This window comes from Leeuwenhoekiella aequorea, from assembly GCF_004104375.1.
In the GTDB taxonomy this organism is placed as follows: Bacteria; Bacteroidota; Bacteroidia; order Flavobacteriales; family Flavobacteriaceae; genus Leeuwenhoekiella; species Leeuwenhoekiella aequorea.
Genome location: NZ_QOVM01000003.1, coordinates 1 through 16,195 on the forward strand (window position 1 = coordinate 1; position 16,195 = coordinate 16,195).

The 16,195-nt window shown below is 34.5% G+C and carries 16 protein-coding genes; 12 read left to right on the forward strand and 4 right to left on the reverse strand.

Going from position 1 to position 16,195, the window contains the following annotated elements:
* The first annotated feature begins 505 nt into the window (after positions 1 to 505).
* Positions 506 to 1,456 carry a LysR substrate-binding domain-containing protein gene (locus DSM00_RS07395; protein ID WP_128757406.1) on the forward strand — a complete coding sequence of 317 codons (951 nt, stop codon included), beginning with the start codon at positions 506 to 508 and terminating at the stop codon, positions 1,454 to 1,456.
* A gap of 52 nt (positions 1,457 to 1,508) precedes the next feature.
* Here DSM00_RS07395 and DSM00_RS07400 read toward each other — a convergent pair whose 3' ends face one another.
* The 3 genes from DSM00_RS07400 to DSM00_RS07410 form a co-directional block, all read right to left on the reverse strand.
* Entirely contained in the window at positions 1,509 to 1,706 is a 198-nt protein-coding gene (locus tag DSM00_RS07400) for a hypothetical protein (RefSeq protein WP_128757407.1), read from the reverse strand.
* A 136-nt stretch (positions 1,707 to 1,842) separates the two neighbouring features.
* On the reverse strand, positions 1,843 to 2,643 hold the full coding sequence (locus DSM00_RS07405) for a TIGR00266 family protein (RefSeq protein WP_128757408.1): 801 nt from the start codon (positions 2,641 to 2,643) through the stop codon (positions 1,843 to 1,845).
* Positions 2,644 to 2,707: 64 nt separating this feature from the next.
* On the reverse strand, positions 2,708 to 3,175 hold the full coding sequence (locus DSM00_RS07410; protein WP_128757409.1) for a DUF4442 domain-containing protein: 468 nt from the start codon (positions 3,173 to 3,175) through the stop codon (positions 2,708 to 2,710).
* A gap of 143 nt (positions 3,176 to 3,318) precedes the next feature.
* Between DSM00_RS07410 and DSM00_RS07415 the strand changes: the two genes are divergently transcribed.
* The 9 genes from DSM00_RS07415 to DSM00_RS07455 all read left to right on the forward strand — a co-directional run bounded on the left by DSM00_RS07415 (position 3,319) and on the right by DSM00_RS07455 (position 13,788).
* The gene (locus DSM00_RS07415) at positions 3,319 to 3,828 is read left to right on the forward strand and encodes a DUF4870 domain-containing protein (RefSeq protein WP_128757410.1); all 510 of its coding nucleotides are present in this window, start codon (positions 3,319 to 3,321) and stop codon (positions 3,826 to 3,828) included.
* 68 nt (positions 3,829 to 3,896) lie between these two features.
* Positions 3,897 to 4,241: a PadR family transcriptional regulator gene (locus DSM00_RS07420; RefSeq protein WP_128757411.1), complete on the forward strand. Its 345-nt coding sequence runs from the start codon at positions 3,897 to 3,899 to the stop codon at positions 4,239 to 4,241.
* Positions 4,234 to 5,967 (forward strand): PspC domain-containing protein, encoded by a 1,734-nt coding sequence (locus tag DSM00_RS07425; RefSeq protein WP_128757412.1) that lies wholly within the window; start codon positions 4,234 to 4,236, stop codon positions 5,965 to 5,967. Before DSM00_RS07420 ends, DSM00_RS07425 begins: the two co-directional genes overlap by 8 nt.
* A 25-nt stretch (positions 5,968 to 5,992) precedes the next feature.
* A complete protein-coding gene (locus DSM00_RS07430; protein ID WP_128757413.1) occupies positions 5,993 to 6,727 on the forward strand; it encodes a head GIN domain-containing protein in 735 nt (244 codons plus the stop codon).
* An 80-nt stretch (positions 6,728 to 6,807) separates the two neighbouring features.
* Positions 6,808 to 7,719 (forward strand): geranylgeranylglycerol-phosphate geranylgeranyltransferase, encoded by a 912-nt coding sequence (locus tag DSM00_RS07435; RefSeq protein WP_128757414.1) that lies wholly within the window; start codon positions 6,808 to 6,810, stop codon positions 7,717 to 7,719.
* 31 nt (positions 7,720 to 7,750) lie between these two features.
* Positions 7,751 to 8,332: a Maf family nucleotide pyrophosphatase gene (locus DSM00_RS07440; RefSeq protein WP_128757415.1), complete on the forward strand. Its 582-nt coding sequence runs from the start codon at positions 7,751 to 7,753 to the stop codon at positions 8,330 to 8,332.
* A gap of 150 nt (positions 8,333 to 8,482) precedes the next feature.
* Positions 8,483 to 10,981, forward strand: a complete 2,499-nt coding sequence (locus DSM00_RS07445; RefSeq protein WP_128757416.1) for a PIG-L family deacetylase — start codon at positions 8,483 to 8,485, stop codon at positions 10,979 to 10,981.
* Between the two features lie 108 nt (positions 10,982 to 11,089).
* On the forward strand, positions 11,090 to 12,817 hold the full coding sequence (locus DSM00_RS07450; RefSeq protein ID WP_128757417.1) for a sodium:solute symporter: 1,728 nt from the start codon (positions 11,090 to 11,092) through the stop codon (positions 12,815 to 12,817).
* The gene (locus DSM00_RS07455) at positions 12,817 to 13,788 is read left to right on the forward strand and encodes a Gfo/Idh/MocA family protein (protein ID WP_128757418.1); all 972 of its coding nucleotides are present in this window, start codon (positions 12,817 to 12,819) and stop codon (positions 13,786 to 13,788) included. Before DSM00_RS07450 ends, DSM00_RS07455 begins: the two co-directional genes overlap by 1 nt.
* A 50-nt stretch (positions 13,789 to 13,838) precedes the next feature.
* Here the strand turns inward: DSM00_RS07455 and DSM00_RS07460 are convergent, their stop codons facing one another.
* On the reverse strand, positions 13,839 to 14,678 hold the full coding sequence (locus tag DSM00_RS07460; RefSeq protein WP_128757419.1) for a DUF2911 domain-containing protein: 840 nt from the start codon (positions 14,676 to 14,678) through the stop codon (positions 13,839 to 13,841).
* A 279-nt stretch (positions 14,679 to 14,957) separates the two neighbouring features.
* On the opposite strand from DSM00_RS07460, the gene DSM00_RS07465 reads away from it, so the two are divergent.
* Positions 14,958 to 15,467 carry an SRPBCC family protein gene (locus DSM00_RS07465; RefSeq protein WP_128757420.1) on the forward strand — a complete coding sequence of 170 codons (510 nt, stop codon included), beginning with the start codon at positions 14,958 to 14,960 and terminating at the stop codon, positions 15,465 to 15,467.
* 3 nt (positions 15,468 to 15,470) lie between these two features.
* On the forward strand, positions 15,471 to 16,169 hold the full coding sequence (locus DSM00_RS07470; RefSeq protein WP_128757421.1) for an SDR family NAD(P)-dependent oxidoreductase: 699 nt from the start codon (positions 15,471 to 15,473) through the stop codon (positions 16,167 to 16,169).
* Positions 16,170 to 16,195 lie beyond the last annotated feature (26 nt).

The window sequence follows — 16,195 nt, forward strand, 5'->3', positions numbered from 1 at the left end:
ACCATTATTTAACCCCGCAAGCACTTTCTTAAACTAATTTTAATATTTTTACAAAACAACTGTAAACCAATACCTTAAAACTCAAAATAATTTTAAAAGATTCTTAAAAGGCACTCCTATATAGCACGAGGAGAATTCTTGCAGGGCTTACAAAGCATCAGAAGTTCGAGATTTTCTGATTCCACTCGATCAACGACATCTCCTAACCCCATTAATTCGTGATTTTATAATCTGCAGCTAAATATGTGCAGATATCTTCAGTAATTGAAGTTCTATTAAACATCACTCCTATATATACATCAACTTATAAAAAATTAGCATTCTATTACAAGAAGAAATTCCAAACTAAACCAAATCGAAAGGTAAAATTTAAGGAAGTAATTATAGGACATATAATCTTTCAGTATTAAAACCTTTTAAGCACAACAAGGAAATTAGATAATAGTAGAAGATTTATTAAAGAAAATCATTTGGTCGTTTTATTTTTGAAGTGTAAATTATACTTATGACCATCACACAACTAAAATATGTTCTGGCTGTTGCCGAGAATCAGAATTTTACTAAAGCCGCAGAAAAAACGTTTGTAACGCAGCCCACTTTAAGTATGCAGATACAAAAGTTAGAAGATGAGCTTGACATTATAATATTTGACCGTGGTAAAAAACCCATAGAACTTACAGATGTAGGTCGTAAGATTGTAACTCAGGCTAGAAATATTGTTAATGAAGCCAATCGCATTACTGATATAGTAGATCAGCAAAAAGGATATATAGGTGGTGAGTTTAGGCTAGGTGTAATACCCACTGTAATGCCTACTCTGCTACCCATGTTTCTTAGAAATTTTATTAATAAGTACCCGAAAGTAAAATTAAAGATTGAGGAATTGCCCACAGATACTATAATAGAGCGACTTGAAGATGGGCATCTAGATGCTGCAATCGCCGCAACTCCACTTAATATAGAATCTATTAAAGAGCGACCTTTATATTACGAACCTTTTGTAGGTTATATACCATCAAATCACGAATTACATAATACCGAAAAAATTACCATAGAGGATTTAGATTTAAATAATATGCTATTGCTGGAAGATGGTCATTGTTTTAGAGATGGAGTTATTAATCTATGTAAAGCCAATAGAAATTATGAGGATGATACATTTTCTTTAGAAAGCGGAAGCTTTGAAACTTTAGTACGTCTTGCCAATGAAGGTTTAGGCATGACTCTTCTACCCTATTTACATACCTTAGAAGTTAAAAGTGAAGAAAAAAAGTATCTGCATATGTTTAAAGATCCTGCACCTGCTCGTGAAGTTTCGTTACTCTATCACAAAAGTGAGTTGAAAATGCAGATAATAGAATCGCTGCGGAATACAATTGCTGGTGTGGTTAAAGGAGCTATAACCTTCCAAAATGTTCAAATTATAAGTCCGTTACCACAAAAATTCAAGTCCTAAAATATAAAAAGGCTTCCTAATAGGAAGCCTTTTCTTTTAGAGCTCTCTCAATCTACGATTTTAAATAAATCATACATTGGTTTAATTCTGGATTGGTTTTGGTTATTTCTTGAATCCAGACTCTTAATTCCTCTATTTCGTAAGGGAGTAAACGTTTTGCTGCTTTCTGTAATTCTTTGCAAAAAAGTACACTGTCAAAACTTACTTTTTTTAAGATCGTCTTAGTGTACTCAAACATTGCTCTTGCCATATTTGAATCAGTTTAGGTTAGAAATTTTTTTTAAGTAATTTTTAATCAATAAGCAGTTTCTTGTGATTTTGTTTAAAAATAATCTATTAAATTAAAATATTTTGTTAAAAATAAACAAATACTATAATTTATTGAATTAAAATCTATTATCTCCATCTAGCAGATCTCCTATTCCACCTAAAATACTTCCTTCTCCTTTGTCTTTTCCTCCACCTTGTGGAGCTGAAGCCCACACTCGTTTAGCTAATCTGCTAAAAGGCAGAGATTGAATGTAAACTGTACCCGGACCCGTTAATGTTGCAAAAAACACACCTTCTCCTCCGAATAAAGTATTCTTTATACCTCCTACAAATTCTATATCATAATTAACAGTATGATCAAACCCTATGATACAACCGGTATCAACCTTTAATTTTTCGCCAACCTGTAATTCTTTAGTAAATGTTGTACCGCCAGCGTGAACAAAGGACATCCCGTCGCCATCAAGTCTTTGCATTATAAAACCTTCACCTCCAAAAAGACCTCTACCTATTTTTTTTGAAAACTCTATTCCGATCGAAACTCCTTTTGCAGCACATAAGAATGCATCCTTCTGACATATAAACCTTCCGCCATTTTTATTCAAATCAATAGGAATGATTTTACCAGGATAGGGAGATGCAAAACTTACTTTACGCTTTCCTATTAGATTATTATAAAAGACTGTCATAAACATACTTTCACCAGTGAGCAATCTCTTTCCGGCTCCAAATATCTTATTTAAAAGCCCCGTATCATTTTTAGAACCATCACCAAAGATCGTTTCCATCTGAATACCATCCTGCATCATCATAAAAGTACCCGCTTCAGCAATAACGCCTTCTTGAGGATCAAGCTCAATTTCTACATACTGCATTTCCTCTCCAAAAATCTGGTAATCTATCTCGTGTGCTGTCATAAATTTAAATTCTTAGTTAGATATACTAATAGGTGTCGTTCCTCAGAAAAATGTTACAAATCAATTAATGTTTTGCATTTTGCTTTGCCTTTACTGTCCATTGAAAATCAAATGTACTTACTACAACCCCATCCTCATTTGTACCTATACTTTGCATCCAAAAGGTTTGTCCTTCACCTGTTCTAATTGTGTTTTGAATAGCATCTGCAATTTTATCACCATCATTACAGGTAAATGTTATTCTTCCGGAAGCCTTCTTTGTAAATGACGCTTTATTATTAGCCACTAACATCGAAATCTTATGACCACTTTGTCTTATTTGATTAATTACCATACTTCCTGTACTCAACTCAGCTGCCATTCCTTGTACAGCCCAAAACATGGAATTAAACGGATTTTGATTGATCCATTTGTGCCTTACAGTTGTGGAACTTGATCTTTCAGAAATTGATTTTACCCGAACGCCACAAAGCCAAGCAGATGGTAACTTAAACATTATAAACTTGTTGAATTTGCTCGCAGTTAGTGACATATATTAGATTTTATTCATCAAAGTTAGACTTATCAAACTACATCTGAAATTTTCTTTTTTGTTAAAATAAAGTTAAATTTAGGTACTATGTAATGCAAAATACCTGCCTTTATATATATATTTGCATAAGAAAATAATAAGCAATGAAAACTAGCATTACTACCTATCAAAAAAATGTAGCGACTTTTATACATCTATCAGTCTTTACACAATTCATTTTCCCATTAGGAAACTTTATCGCTCCCCTTTTGATATGGGCTGCTTTAAAAAAAGAATCTATATATATTGATAATCACGGAAGAAGAGCTCTTAATTTTCAAATGAGTACTACACTTTATGCCATTACACTTGTTCTTATAGCTATTCCATTTGCTATCTGGCATCTCGTTAATGCATCAGAAGAACTTAATCTCTTCAATCAATCCTATGAAAGCTTTGTTGTGCCTGCAGATGCTGTGGGACTAATTATGACAGCTCTAATATTTGGAATATTGCTATTAGCATTATGCGTTATTACACTTTTCTGTGTAATATCTGCAGCTGTGAGCGCGAGTAATGGTGAAGAATATAAATATCCACTTACTATAAACTTTTTAAAACCGCTTAGTCTTTCTGAAAAGGAGAGCCCTTTAGATTCATCAACTAAAGCTTAAGCAAAATTATTTCACCTAATGGTGAGTCAAAAAACGAACAGTTATTAATCGATTAACAATGAGAATCTATGAAGATTGAAAACACAAAAGCGCAAATGCGTAAAGGTGTTCTGGAGTATTGCATCTTATCTATTTTAAAAGATGAAGATGCTTATGTAGCTGAAATTCTGGAAACCCTTAAGGACGCCAAATTACTGGTTGTTGAAGGAACAATTTATCCGCTATTAACCAGACTTAAAAATGCCGGTTTATTAAACTACAGATGGGAAGAATCTACTAGTGGTCCGCCACGTAAGTACTATGGCCTAACTGAAACTGGAAAGCTCTTTTTAAACGAACTATCATCGACCTGGGATGACTTGCAGAAAGCCGTTCAACTGGTAACCAATCAAAAAGCTAAAAACAATGAATAAGACAGTAAATATAAATCTAGCAGGATTATTTTTTCATATAGATGAGAACGCTTACGGAAAGCTGCAGCGTTATCTAGACGCCATTAGAAAGTCTTTTACAGATGCTCAGGGACGTGAAGAAATCATACAAGACATAGAAGCTCGCATAGGAGAACTTTTTAATGAACGTGTTAAAAACGAGCGTCAGGTAATAGGTCTTACAGAGGTCGATGAAGTAATAAATATTATGGGGCAACCCGAAGATTATCGCCTGGATGAAGATCTTTTTGAAGATGAACCTCAACCTACTTATGCTTCTAACACTTCTAAAAAATTATATAGAGATACAGATGCATCTTTTATAGGAGGAGTTTGTTCTGGATTAGGACATTATTTCCACATTGATGCTATATGGATACGCGTTGCACTTATTTTGCTCACCATTTTTTCATGGGGTGGCTTTATTTTAATCTATATAGCTTTTTGGATCTTTGTACCCGTAGCCCGCACAACAACAGAAAAACTCGAAATGCGGGGAAAGGTTGTGAACATAGACAATATACAGCGCAAAGTGAAAGAGGGCTTTGATACTGTTGCAGACTCTGTAAAAAATGTTGACTATGTTAAATATGGCAATCAAGCTCGTAAAGGAGCAGATTCTCTAGCTGGTAGTTTAGGGAAAGTTGTTATGTTCTTCCTCAAATTATTTGTGAAATTCATAGGTATATTTTTAATTCTGGTAGGTGGTTCTACGCTTATAGGTCTCTTTGTGGGTCTGTTTACAGCTGGTACATTAGATTTTGTTGATGGTACAATCGCAGATTACGTAGGGATGGTAAATACTACAGGAGCCCCACTCTGGGTGCTAATACTCGTAACGTTTGTTGCTGTAGGTATACCATTCTTTATGTTGTTTTACTTAGGACTTCGCATCCTTGTAAATACTTTAAAAAGATTAGGTACAACTGCTAAATTAACCCTACTCGGATTATGGCTAATCTCTCTAATTGTGCTAGCTGTTTTAGGAATACGCCAAGGAATTGCGGCTGCAGTTGACGGAGAAGTACTCATCACAGAAGTAATACCAGTTTCTAAAACAGATACACTGCGGGTAAAAATGGTTACCCAAAATCAATATGGCGCAGATAAGTATCACAATTCAAGCTGGAAAATACGTACAGATGCCAATGGTAATAAAGTAATATATAATAGAGATGTTAATCTAAGCATTCAGAAAAGTGATTCTCCAGATGCCAAGCTTATCATTAAAAAGAATGCTCAGGGAAGTTCGTATAGTGATGCTCAACAACTTGCTGGAAATATAATTTATAGCTATAAATTTGAGAACAATACTTTATTACTTGATAATTACTTTATTACAGACTTAAAAAACAAATTTAGAGATCAAGAAGTAGAGTTAATATTAGCTATCCCTGAAGGAATCTTGTTACTAACCGATGAAAACATTTCTTCCTATCATAGAAGTCGCTATTCAGATTTACTTGATCATGATTTTATAGGAAGTCACATAATAATGAGATCCAATGATCTGGAGTGTTTAGACTGTCCTGAGGATGTAGAAGATGATTTTGATGACTGGGAATATTCTGAAACAACAATAGACACAACAGCTACAGATGGCATTTATGAATATAAAGCTAAAGTAAAACCCAGTAAAGATGGAGTTAATGTAAAACGCAACATTGACAAGGACACCGTGATATTCAGAAAAGATTCAATAAATTAATTTAATCAATCAAATAATCAACGTTATGACAACATTAATCAAACTATTGGTAGGTATTTTTACCGCATTCTTATTAACATCTTGTAATTTCAATTTTGAAATAGGTCAAACTAATGGCAATGGCAATGTTGTTTTAAAAGATTTAAATTTATCTAATGAGTTTACAAAAATCAATGCTAGCAATGGATGGGATATAATTCTGAAAAAAGGAGATAAACCGGGAATTGTAGCAGAGATGGATGACAATCTGCTTGAGTATTTAGATATTAATTTTGATGGAAATACTTTACGCATAGAAACTTCAGATAATTCAAATATAGGTGAAGCTACATCTAAGAAAATCGTGGTCACTTACACACAACCTATTGAAGAAATTAAAGCAAGTAGTGCATCAAGTATTACAGCTTTAGAATCGTTAACCGGTGATCGTATAAAATTTGATCTATCGAGTGCCGCTACCGTAAAACTACCTGTAGAAATTCGTGAAATAATTGCAGATGCTAGTAGTGCGGCCACCCTTAATCTTGAAGGAGAAGCACAGACGGTAGAATTGGATGTAAGCTCTGCAGCAACTATAAATGCTAAAGATCTAAAATCTGAATTTTGTGACGCTGAAGCTTCAAGTGCAGGTAGTATACGTATTTATGTTTCTAAAGAAATTGCTTCAAAAGCCTCTAGTGCCGGAGATATAGACTATTGGGGTACACCACAAAAAGTAGCGGCAGTAGAGAGTAGCGGCGGGAGTATTAGTAAACAATAAAAATCATCATTCATCAATTAATCTTAAAAGCCACGCGAAGCGTGGCTTTTATTATATTTGGCATTTCTTAAAGCCTAAAATTGATTTTACTAAAACTTATACGCTACAAGAACTTACTGTTGATTATCTTAACACAAGTATTGGTTCATTATGGCTTTCTAAAAGCATTGAATCTACCTGTTGCATTAACATCATTTAATTTTTTCCTACTTATTACTGCTACCGTCTTAATTGCTGCTGCGGGGTATGTAATAAATGATTTAAACGATATTGATAGCGATATCATTAACAAACCAGATAAATCATATATTCCTTCCACGATCTCAGAAAAATCAGCTTTTAATTATTACCTAGTTTTAAATATCTCTGGTGTTGGTATAGGTTTCTTTCTATGTTCCCGCATAGGCCTTTCTAATTTCACAACCCTATTTGTTCTTATATCTGCACTACTCTATGTTTATGCGAGCTTTATAAAACGGGTTATATTTATAGGTAATTTATTAGTAAGCGCCCTCGTTGCTTCTTCTATTTTTATTCTAGTCGTATTTGACTTACTTCCCCTATTAAGAATCAATCAGGATGAGCTAATGATTCCTTTTAATATTTTACGAGATTATGCTGTTTTTGCCTGCATGCTAAATTTCTTAAGAGAAATCGTCAAGGATATAGAGGATGCGAGAGGTGATTATGCTGTTGGGATTAATTCATTACCAATCGTTTTAGGCTTAGAGCGCACTGTAAAAGTAGCAGGTTATATAGGGGTTGTCTACATATTTATATTAGTAGGATATATCTATGTATATCTTCAGGAAAATATCTGGTTATCACTCTATTTAGTTGTTGCTCAAATAATTCCGTTAGGACTTTTCTGTATAAAAGCACGGTATGCAGACAAACAAAAGCATTATTCATATCTATCTGGATTACTAAAATTTATCATGTTAATGGGTATTCTATCAATAGGAATACTTACTCTAACCTTAAAGTACTAATTCGCTTTATATTTAAAAACATATCATTTATATGCTAAAAGATTCACTTCAATCAAAACATCTCATACTTGCTTCTCAATCACCGCGGCGACAAGAACTTTTAGCTGCTTTGGGTGTCGACTTTGAAGTACATTTAAAACCTATAGATGAAAGTTATCCAGACGGACTAGCTCCATTCGAAATCGCAGAGTTCATCGCAATGAAAAAGGCAGCTGCTTTTGTTCCTGAGTTGAAAGACAATGAAGTACTAATAACTGGAGATACATTAGTTTTTAAAGAGAATATGGCCCTAGGAAAACCTACAGATGCTACCGATGCAAAACGAATGTTGAAGTTATTGAGTGGTACAAGTCATAAGGTTATATCTTCAATATGTGTTACTACCTCAATGCAACAATGGGTTACCCATGATACCGCTACTGTTTACTTCAGAAATTTTACAGAGAATGAAATGGATCATTATATCAAAACATTTCGACCATTCGACAAAGCTGGTGCCTACGGCATTCAAGAATGGATAGGTCATGTGGCATTAGAGAAATTAGAGGGTTCTTATAATACGGTAATGGGTTTACCTACTCAAAAACTTTATGACTTGCTTCTAAAAGTCTAAATAATTATTAAGAAATATATCTAATCCTCCTAAGAAATTATCATGGAAATTCACGATGTAATTTCTGTTAAAGAAACTCTAAAGGAATCTGCTTAGATACCGTTTTACCTATCTTTGAAACTACCTGTTCTAACTTAAAATTTTTATTTCATGCGCTTTTTAATCGCTCTTATTTGCTGCTTAACTTGGCAGCTACAAGCTCAAAAACCTAAAAAGCCATCTTCTTCAGAAATTTACGAACAAATCAAGGGTTTAAATTTTCTAGGATCAGCTTTATACGTTGCCGCTCATCCAGATGATGAGAATACCGCAATGATCTCTTACCTTGCAAATACCCTTCACGCACGTACTGGCTACTTAGCACTTACCCGTGGTGATGGTGGACAAAATTTAATTGGTCCAGAAATTCGCGAACTACTCGGTGTTATACGTACGCAAGAATTACTAGCAGCTCGCCGTACAGATGGTGGCGAACAACGCTTTACACGAGCAAATGACTTCGGATACTCAAAAAATCCCGAAGAAACTTTGGAATTTTGGGAGCGCGATCAGGTTTTAAGTGATGTGGTTTGGGCTATACGTAATTTTAAACCAGATGTAGTAATTAATCGTTTTGATCATAGATCTCCAGGCACAACTCACGGTCATCATACCACATCCGCTATGCTAAGTGTTGAGGCCTTTGAGTTGGCAAATGATATTACACGTTATTCAGATCAATTAGAACTTACTGATGCCTGGCAACCAAAACGTCTGTTTTTTAATACCTCCTATTGGTTTTATGGTAGTCAAGATGCATTTAATAAAGCCGATAAAAGTAATTTGGTTAAAGTTGATGTGGGTAGTTTTTATCCTGCGTTTGGTTTAAGTAATACTGAAATATCTGCGCTAAGCCGCAGTCAGCATAAATCGCAAGGATTTGGCAATACAGGAACCCGTGGAAATCAAATAGAATATCTCGAACTCTTAAAAGGAGAATATCCTCATAACGGAAACCTCTTTGAAGGTATAGACACTTCGTGGAATCGGCTTTCTGATGGAGAAGCTGTAGGAACAATTCTAAATGCTGTAGAAAAGAATTATGATTTTAAAAATCCTGCTGCTAGTTTACCAGATTTATTGAATGCTTATCAACTAATCACCAAGCTAGAAGATAAGCACTGGAGAGAATTAAAAAGTTTGGAAATTATCGAAATCATTAAAGCATGTGCCGGACTCTATATTGAAACGGCAACTTCACAACAAACGGCAACTGCTAACCAAAAATTAGCATTACAAATAGAGGCTATTAATCGGAGTGAATATCCTATTACATTAGAATCTATTACCCTTCTACCTTCAGAAAAGACAATAGCAATTTCTCAAAACTTAAATTTTAATACCCGTTACAGCAAAAGTGTTGAGATTATTTTAGCAGAGGCAACGCTTACCACAGCATATTGGTTAACAAAAGAAGGTACAGAGGGAATGTATGCTGTTGCAGATCAGCAGTTAATAGGTCTCGCGGAAACACCTAAAAAAAACAAAGCAATTTTCAATTTTAGAATTGATGGTATGCTAATACCTATTACCACAGATCTAATTTACAAATACAATGATCGTGTAAATGGTGAAGTTTATGAACCTTTTGAAATCGTACCAAAAGCTTCTGTGGAAATTAAAGAGCCTGTTGTGATATTTCCTACTACAGAATCTAAAGTAATAACTACCAATATTACCGCGTATACTTCAAATATTAATGGTATCGTCTCGCTACAAGTTCCAGAAAACTGGAAAGTTTCTGAACCTCAAAAAATAAGTATATCAAATAAAGGGGAAACAAAGAGTCTAAAATTCACTATTACCCCTCCAAAAAATGCTAGTGAGGGCATTTTACAACCGATTATTAAAATCGATGGGACTGATATATCTACTAAAGTAGTTACAATAGATTATGATCACATTCCCTTGCAAACACTTGTACTCCCTTCTAAAAATAAACTAGTACGTCTCGATATTGCAAAAAAAGGTGATTATATAGGTTACATTGCAGGGGCTGGTGATGCAATACCTGAAAGTCTAACTGAAATAGGTTATCAAGTTGCTCAATTGAATGTTTCAGAAATAACAAAAGAGAAGTTAATCCAATTTGATGCGGTAGTTATGGGTGTAAGAGCTTATAATATTCTGGACGAACTTAAGTACAAACAATCGCTACTACTGGATTATGTAACAAATGGAGGTACAATGATTGTACAATACAATACGTCTAGAGGTTTTGATTTTGAAAATTTAGGTCCTTATCCATTGCATCTAAGTAGTGATAGAGTTACAGACGAACGGGCAGAAATTACAATATTAGATCCCAATGCAGAGATTTTGAATTACCCGAATAAGATAACTTCAAAAGATTTTGAAGGTTGGGTTCAAGAGCGTGGCTTGTATTTTCCTAACCAGTGGGATGCAGCTTATAAGCCCATATTATCAATGCATGATAAAGATGAGGAATCCAGTGAAGGTAGTTTACTTATAGCACAATACGGGAAAGGTCATTATATTTATACCGGACTCAGTTTTTTTAGAGAACTTCCCGCTGGTGTATCTGGAGCGTTTAGACTTTTTGCTAATATGCTTTCCGTAGGAAAAAATAATCAAGAAATTAAACCATGATAGCACCCAAAGAAAATAAATGGTCTAAATACTATACCCTTGTTCTCGTACTGAATGCGATTTATATCATTTTGTTTTTTGTATTAATGAATTATTATACCGCTTAGAATGCAAACTATAGATTGGATAGTTCTAGTTGCTACGCTCGCTTTTATCGTGCTTTTTGGGGTTTATAAAACTCGTGGTCGTAATAATGTCCAAGATTATATACGTGGCGGAAATGAATCAAAATGGTGGACGGTAGGTTTATCTGTAATGGCCACGCAAGCTAGTGCTATTACCTTTTTATCCACACCGGGTCAGGCTTACAATGATGGATTAGGTTTCGTTCAATTTTATTTTGGACTTCCTATTGCTATGATTGTGATTTGTATATTTTTTATTCCCATCTATTACAAACTTAATGTCTACACAGCATATGAGTATTTAGAAAGTAGGTTTGATAAACGTACCCGTTCATTAGCGTCAGGATTGTTTTTATTATCTCGGGGTTTAGCAGCAGGTATAACCATATTTGCTCCTTCTATAATTCTCTCTGCTGTTTTAGGATGGGATCTCAACACATTGAATATAATAATAGGCTTACTAGTTGTAATCTATACAATCTCTGGTGGTACTAAAGCAGTTACTGTAACACAGAAACAGCAAATGGGGGTTATTTTCCTGGGAATGTTTGTTGCTTTTTTTCTTATAATTAGTTATTTACCACAAGATATCAGCTTCAATAATGCTTTAGAAATCGCAGGTGCTAGCGGCAAGCTTGATGTTCTCGACTTTTCATTTGATTTTGATAATAGGTATACCTTCTGGAGTGGTATTTTAGGTGGTACATTTTTAATGCTTTCGTATTTTGGTACAGATCAAAGCCAGGTTCAACGTTATTTAAGCGGAAAGTCTTTACGAGAAATGCAACTAGGTATGATTTTCAACGGTATCTTAAAAGTACCAATGCAATTCTTTATTTTGCTGGTAGGTGTAATGGTATTTGTATTCTATCAATTTAACCCTACTCCATTAAATTTTAATCCCGCAGCTACAAAAGCTGTACAGGGAACTCCGTTTGAAAAAGAATACAATCTACTTCAGGATGAACTAAATGAGTTACGCTCTGATAAATCAGAACTAAGCTATATGGTTTCTCAAAATCCGAATACGCCAATTATAGCTGCTAACGGATCAAACAGTACAGCCACTGAAGCATTAGCTAGTCTAAATGAAGAAGAAAAAAACATACGCGAAAAAGCCCGAATGGTCATTAATCAGGCAGATCAAAATGTTGAAGTAAATGATAAGGACTATGTTTTTATCCATTTTATTTTGAACAATCTTCCGAGAGGTTTGATAGGTCTTCTTCTGGCTGTAATATTATCTGCTGCTATGTCATCTACAGCTTCTGAACTAAATGCTCTTGCGGCAACTACAACAGTTGATTTTTACAGGCGTAATCTTAATGAGGAAAAAGAGGAAACTCATTTTGTAGATGCTACCAAGTGGTTTACGCTAAGCTGGGGAATTTTAGCAATATTAATCGCTTGTACGGCTAACCTTTTTGACAACTTAATTCAGCTTGTAAATATTATTGGGTCGATATTCTATGGTACAATACTAGGAATCTTTATGTCTGCCTTTTTTATAAAACGCATTCAGTCTAAGGCCGTTTTTATCGCTGCTATTATTACTCAGCTAATCGTGATCGCACTTTTCAGTTTAGATAAATTAGAGTATATAAAATTACCTTACCTATGGCTCAATTTCATAGGATGCATTCTGGTTATAATAATAGGACTGGTTTTTCAAAGTGGGTTTAAGAACACAAAATTAGAAACACCTGAATAATGAAGATGATACGTTGGGGAATTATAGGTCTTGGTAAAATAGCAAATAGTTTTGCTACAGATATGCAGCAGGTAGATAATTCTATAATATATGCCGTGGCTTCGAGATCGCAGGAAAAGGCAAATGACTTTGGGGCTAAATATAATGTTGCTAAATGTTACGATAGCTACGAGGAGTTAGCCCAAGATCCGCAGGTAGATGCTATCTATATCGCAACGCCACACGTGCGTCATGCTCAAGACACCTTACTCTGTTTAACACACAATAAAGCGGTTTTGTGCGAAAAACCTTTTGCTATGAATTTACAAGAAGTAGATTCTATGATCGCAAAAGCTAAAGAATATAATGTTTTATTGATGGAGGCATTGTGGACCCGATTTATGCCCCATTTTAAATTTGTAAAGGAAGAATTAGAAAGTGGTAGATATGGCAGAGTCAAATCGCTCCATGCAGATTTTTCATTTAAGGCACCCGTAAATCCTGATGGGAGACTTTACAATAAACTTCTTGGAGGTGGATCTCTTCTTGATATAGGTATCTATCCTGTTTTTTGCGCATTAGCTCTTCTGGGAAAACCAGAATCTATTACTGCAAAAGGTAAAATAGGTAAGACACAAATTGATGAAGAAATAGAAATTACTTTTAATTACAAAACAGATACACGCGTATTTCTATCATCAAGCATTTTAAAAAATACGCCTACTACAGCTACATTAGTTTGTGATAATGGGATAGTATTCTTACATAGCAGATTTCATCAAACCGATAAAGTCACCACACTTTTAAATGGCGTCAAGGTTGAGCATGACTTTAGTTATAATGCTAAAGGCTATACTTTCGAAATAATGCATTTTGCAGACCTCTTAAGAACTGGCAAAACTGAAAGTCCGTTAATGAGTTTTAAGTTTAGTAGGATGCTAATACAAACACTAGATGAAATTCGGGAATTAATCGGGTTGCATTACGTATAAAAAAAAGCCGCAAATCTTAAGATTTGCGGCTTTTTTTTAGTTTCAGATTATTATAATGCTCCCCACTCTTTAAGAGAATCTGTATTCATTTTAATATAATCTGAATTGCCTGCTTCTTTTGCTCCAGCTAACGATTTTTTTGCTGCCTCGATAGCTGCTTTTTTATCACCTGCTTTTGCTAAAACCAAAGATTGCTGACGTAGTTCCCAGAAACGTGGATTCTTGTTCATACTCATAGCCTTGTCCATCCACGTCTTTGCCTTATCAATATCTTTTCCGCTATTTAAATAATATACTGCGGCGTTAAAATAATCTCCAGATGCAGGTCCTGATAAAGTTTGATCTATACTTGCCAACACCTCTTTATCGGTTAAAACATTAAATTTTATAGGAACAATAGTGTTAGCCCAGAGAATACTTAAAACCGCACTATCTGTCATAACATCATCGATCACAATTGTAAAAGTCTCCATCTCCATAGGCATATCTACGGTTTCTACCATAGTTCGAAGAGCCACTTTACTATCTTCAAATTCGGTCAATAATGGATTTGCATCATCTGTATAGAAAATTACTTCCCACATATCTTCACCTGGAATAGTATAAATACTATAAGTTCCTTTTGCCAATTCTTTATCTGCTATTACAACCGGCTTATCTACTGTAAACTTCGTTGTGGCATTAGCTCCTGTTCTCCATATTTTTCCATAAGGGACTAAATTTCCAAATACCTCACGTCCTCGCATATTAGGTCGAGAGTAATCCACTTTAACTGTTGTAAGTCCTACAACTTGTTCCATCATTGCATGTGAACTAGCAGACGGAGTTTGTATTTGTGCTTGAGTTGCTAAACTAAAAGCGATAAAACAGACTAGCATAATTTTTTTCATCTTATTATAATTTTAATGTTATCGTATTATTAATCAATACATTGCCTTTAATAAAAAACTACCACAAGATAATTTATTGACGCCTCATAAATGTTAAGAAATTACTAATTAAAGATGTAGTGTTCCAAGGAAGAAGTAGGAAAGGAATGATCCAAAATTAGATAGATAGGTACTCTTTAGTTTTGTTTAACTTAATTACCTTTAACTTAAACAATATACCTACTATCTTTACCACTCAGCCTGTTACTAGAGGCGTCATAGACTTCTATAATTCATCTTATGAAAATTTATAATCTACATAGCAAACAAAAACTCCCTATAACTCTTGATCAAGCCTGGGATTTTTTGACAGATCCTAAAAATTTAGAAAAGCTAACTCCTTCTGGAATGAATTTTAAAGTATATTCTGGAGCAGATCGAAAAATGTATGCCGGCCAATTATTACAATATACAGTTACCCCTTTTCCGGGATTTAATACAAAGTGGGTTTCAGAAATTACAGCTGTCAAAGAAAAAGAATATTTTATAGATGAACAGCTGTATGGTCCATATGCTTTTTGGCATCACAAACATTTTTTATCAGAGATTCCTGGAGGAGTGTTAATGGAAGATACGGTAGATTATAAATTACCATTAGGCTTTCTAGGTAGGTTAGCTTATCCCATACTAGTAAAACCTAAATTAGATTCAATTTTTAAATATAGACAAGAACAACTTCTTAATATGTTTGGACCATATATTGAAAGTAAAGATGATAAGGGAATAACTAAACAAGATATACTCAACTAAACTATGAAAAAGAATGTATTACTTATAGGAGGTTCTCACGGTATTGGCAAAGCACTAATAGATTTAGTACACGATGAATATAATATTTATGTTGCTTCAAGATCTGGCGAAGATTTAAATACTGCTGAAATAACCCATATTCAATATGATGTACTTGATGGTGATTTAGATACTACTAATCTTCCTGATCAGTTAGATGGTTTTATCTACTGTCCTGGCAATATTAATTTGAAACCATTTAAAATGCTATCTGCAGATACCTATGAAGATGACATGAATCTCAACTTCTTCGGATTAGTAAAGTCATTGAAAGCGGTTACAGACCGATTAAAAAAATCAGAACAAGCAAGTCTTATTTTTTTCAGCACAGTGGCGGTTAAAGTGGGTATGCCATTTCATACTAGTGTTGCTGCATCCAAAGGTGCTATAGAAGGTTTTGCAAAAGCATTAGCTGCTGAGTATGCCCCATCTTTTAGAGTTAATGTTATTGCTCCGTCACTTACAGACACCCCTCTGGCAGAAAAACTCTTGGCAAATGATAAAAAACGTGAAATGATGGATGCCCGTCATCCTTTAAAACGTGTAGGCCAGCCGAACGACATTGCTAAAGTAGCAGTATTTTTACTTAGCGACGATAGCAGTTGGGTTACCGGTCAGGTATTAGGAATTGATGGCGGAATGTCTACCTTAAATGTGAATTAAAATTTATCTATAAAAAATAACCAATT

Coding starts and splice junctions, on each gene's coding strand:
- DSM00_RS07395 (WP_128757406.1), top strand. CDS start 506: ATGACCATCACACAACTAAAATATGTTCTGGCTGTTGCCGAGAATCAG.
- DSM00_RS07460 (WP_128757419.1), bottom strand. CDS start 14,678: ATGAAAAAAATTATGCTAGTCTGTTTTATCGCTTTTAGTTTAGCAACT.
- DSM00_RS07415 (WP_128757410.1), top strand. CDS start 3,319: ATGAAAACTAGCATTACTACCTATCAAAAAAATGTAGCGACTTTTATA.
- DSM00_RS07465 (WP_128757420.1), top strand. CDS start 14,958: ATGAAAATTTATAATCTACATAGCAAACAAAAACTCCCTATAACTCTT.
- DSM00_RS07410 (WP_128757409.1), bottom strand. CDS start 3,175: ATGTCACTAACTGCGAGCAAATTCAACAAGTTTATAATGTTTAAGTTA.
- DSM00_RS07425 (WP_128757412.1), top strand. CDS start 4,234: ATGAATAAGACAGTAAATATAAATCTAGCAGGATTATTTTTTCATATA.
- DSM00_RS07440 (WP_128757415.1), top strand. CDS start 7,751: ATGCTAAAAGATTCACTTCAATCAAAACATCTCATACTTGCTTCTCAA.
- DSM00_RS07450 (WP_128757417.1), top strand. CDS start 11,090: ATGCAAACTATAGATTGGATAGTTCTAGTTGCTACGCTCGCTTTTATC.
- DSM00_RS07400 (WP_128757407.1), bottom strand. CDS start 1,706: ATGGCAAGAGCAATGTTTGAGTACACTAAGACGATCTTAAAAAAAGTA.
- DSM00_RS07430 (WP_128757413.1), top strand. CDS start 5,993: ATGACAACATTAATCAAACTATTGGTAGGTATTTTTACCGCATTCTTA.
- DSM00_RS07455 (WP_128757418.1), top strand. CDS start 12,817: ATGAAGATGATACGTTGGGGAATTATAGGTCTTGGTAAAATAGCAAAT.
- DSM00_RS07445 (WP_128757416.1), top strand. CDS start 8,483: ATGCGCTTTTTAATCGCTCTTATTTGCTGCTTAACTTGGCAGCTACAA.
- DSM00_RS07420 (WP_128757411.1), top strand. CDS start 3,897: ATGAAGATTGAAAACACAAAAGCGCAAATGCGTAAAGGTGTTCTGGAG.
- DSM00_RS07470 (WP_128757421.1), top strand. CDS start 15,471: ATGAAAAAGAATGTATTACTTATAGGAGGTTCTCACGGTATTGGCAAA.
- DSM00_RS07405 (WP_128757408.1), bottom strand. CDS start 2,643: ATGACAGCACACGAGATAGATTACCAGATTTTTGGAGAGGAAATGCAG.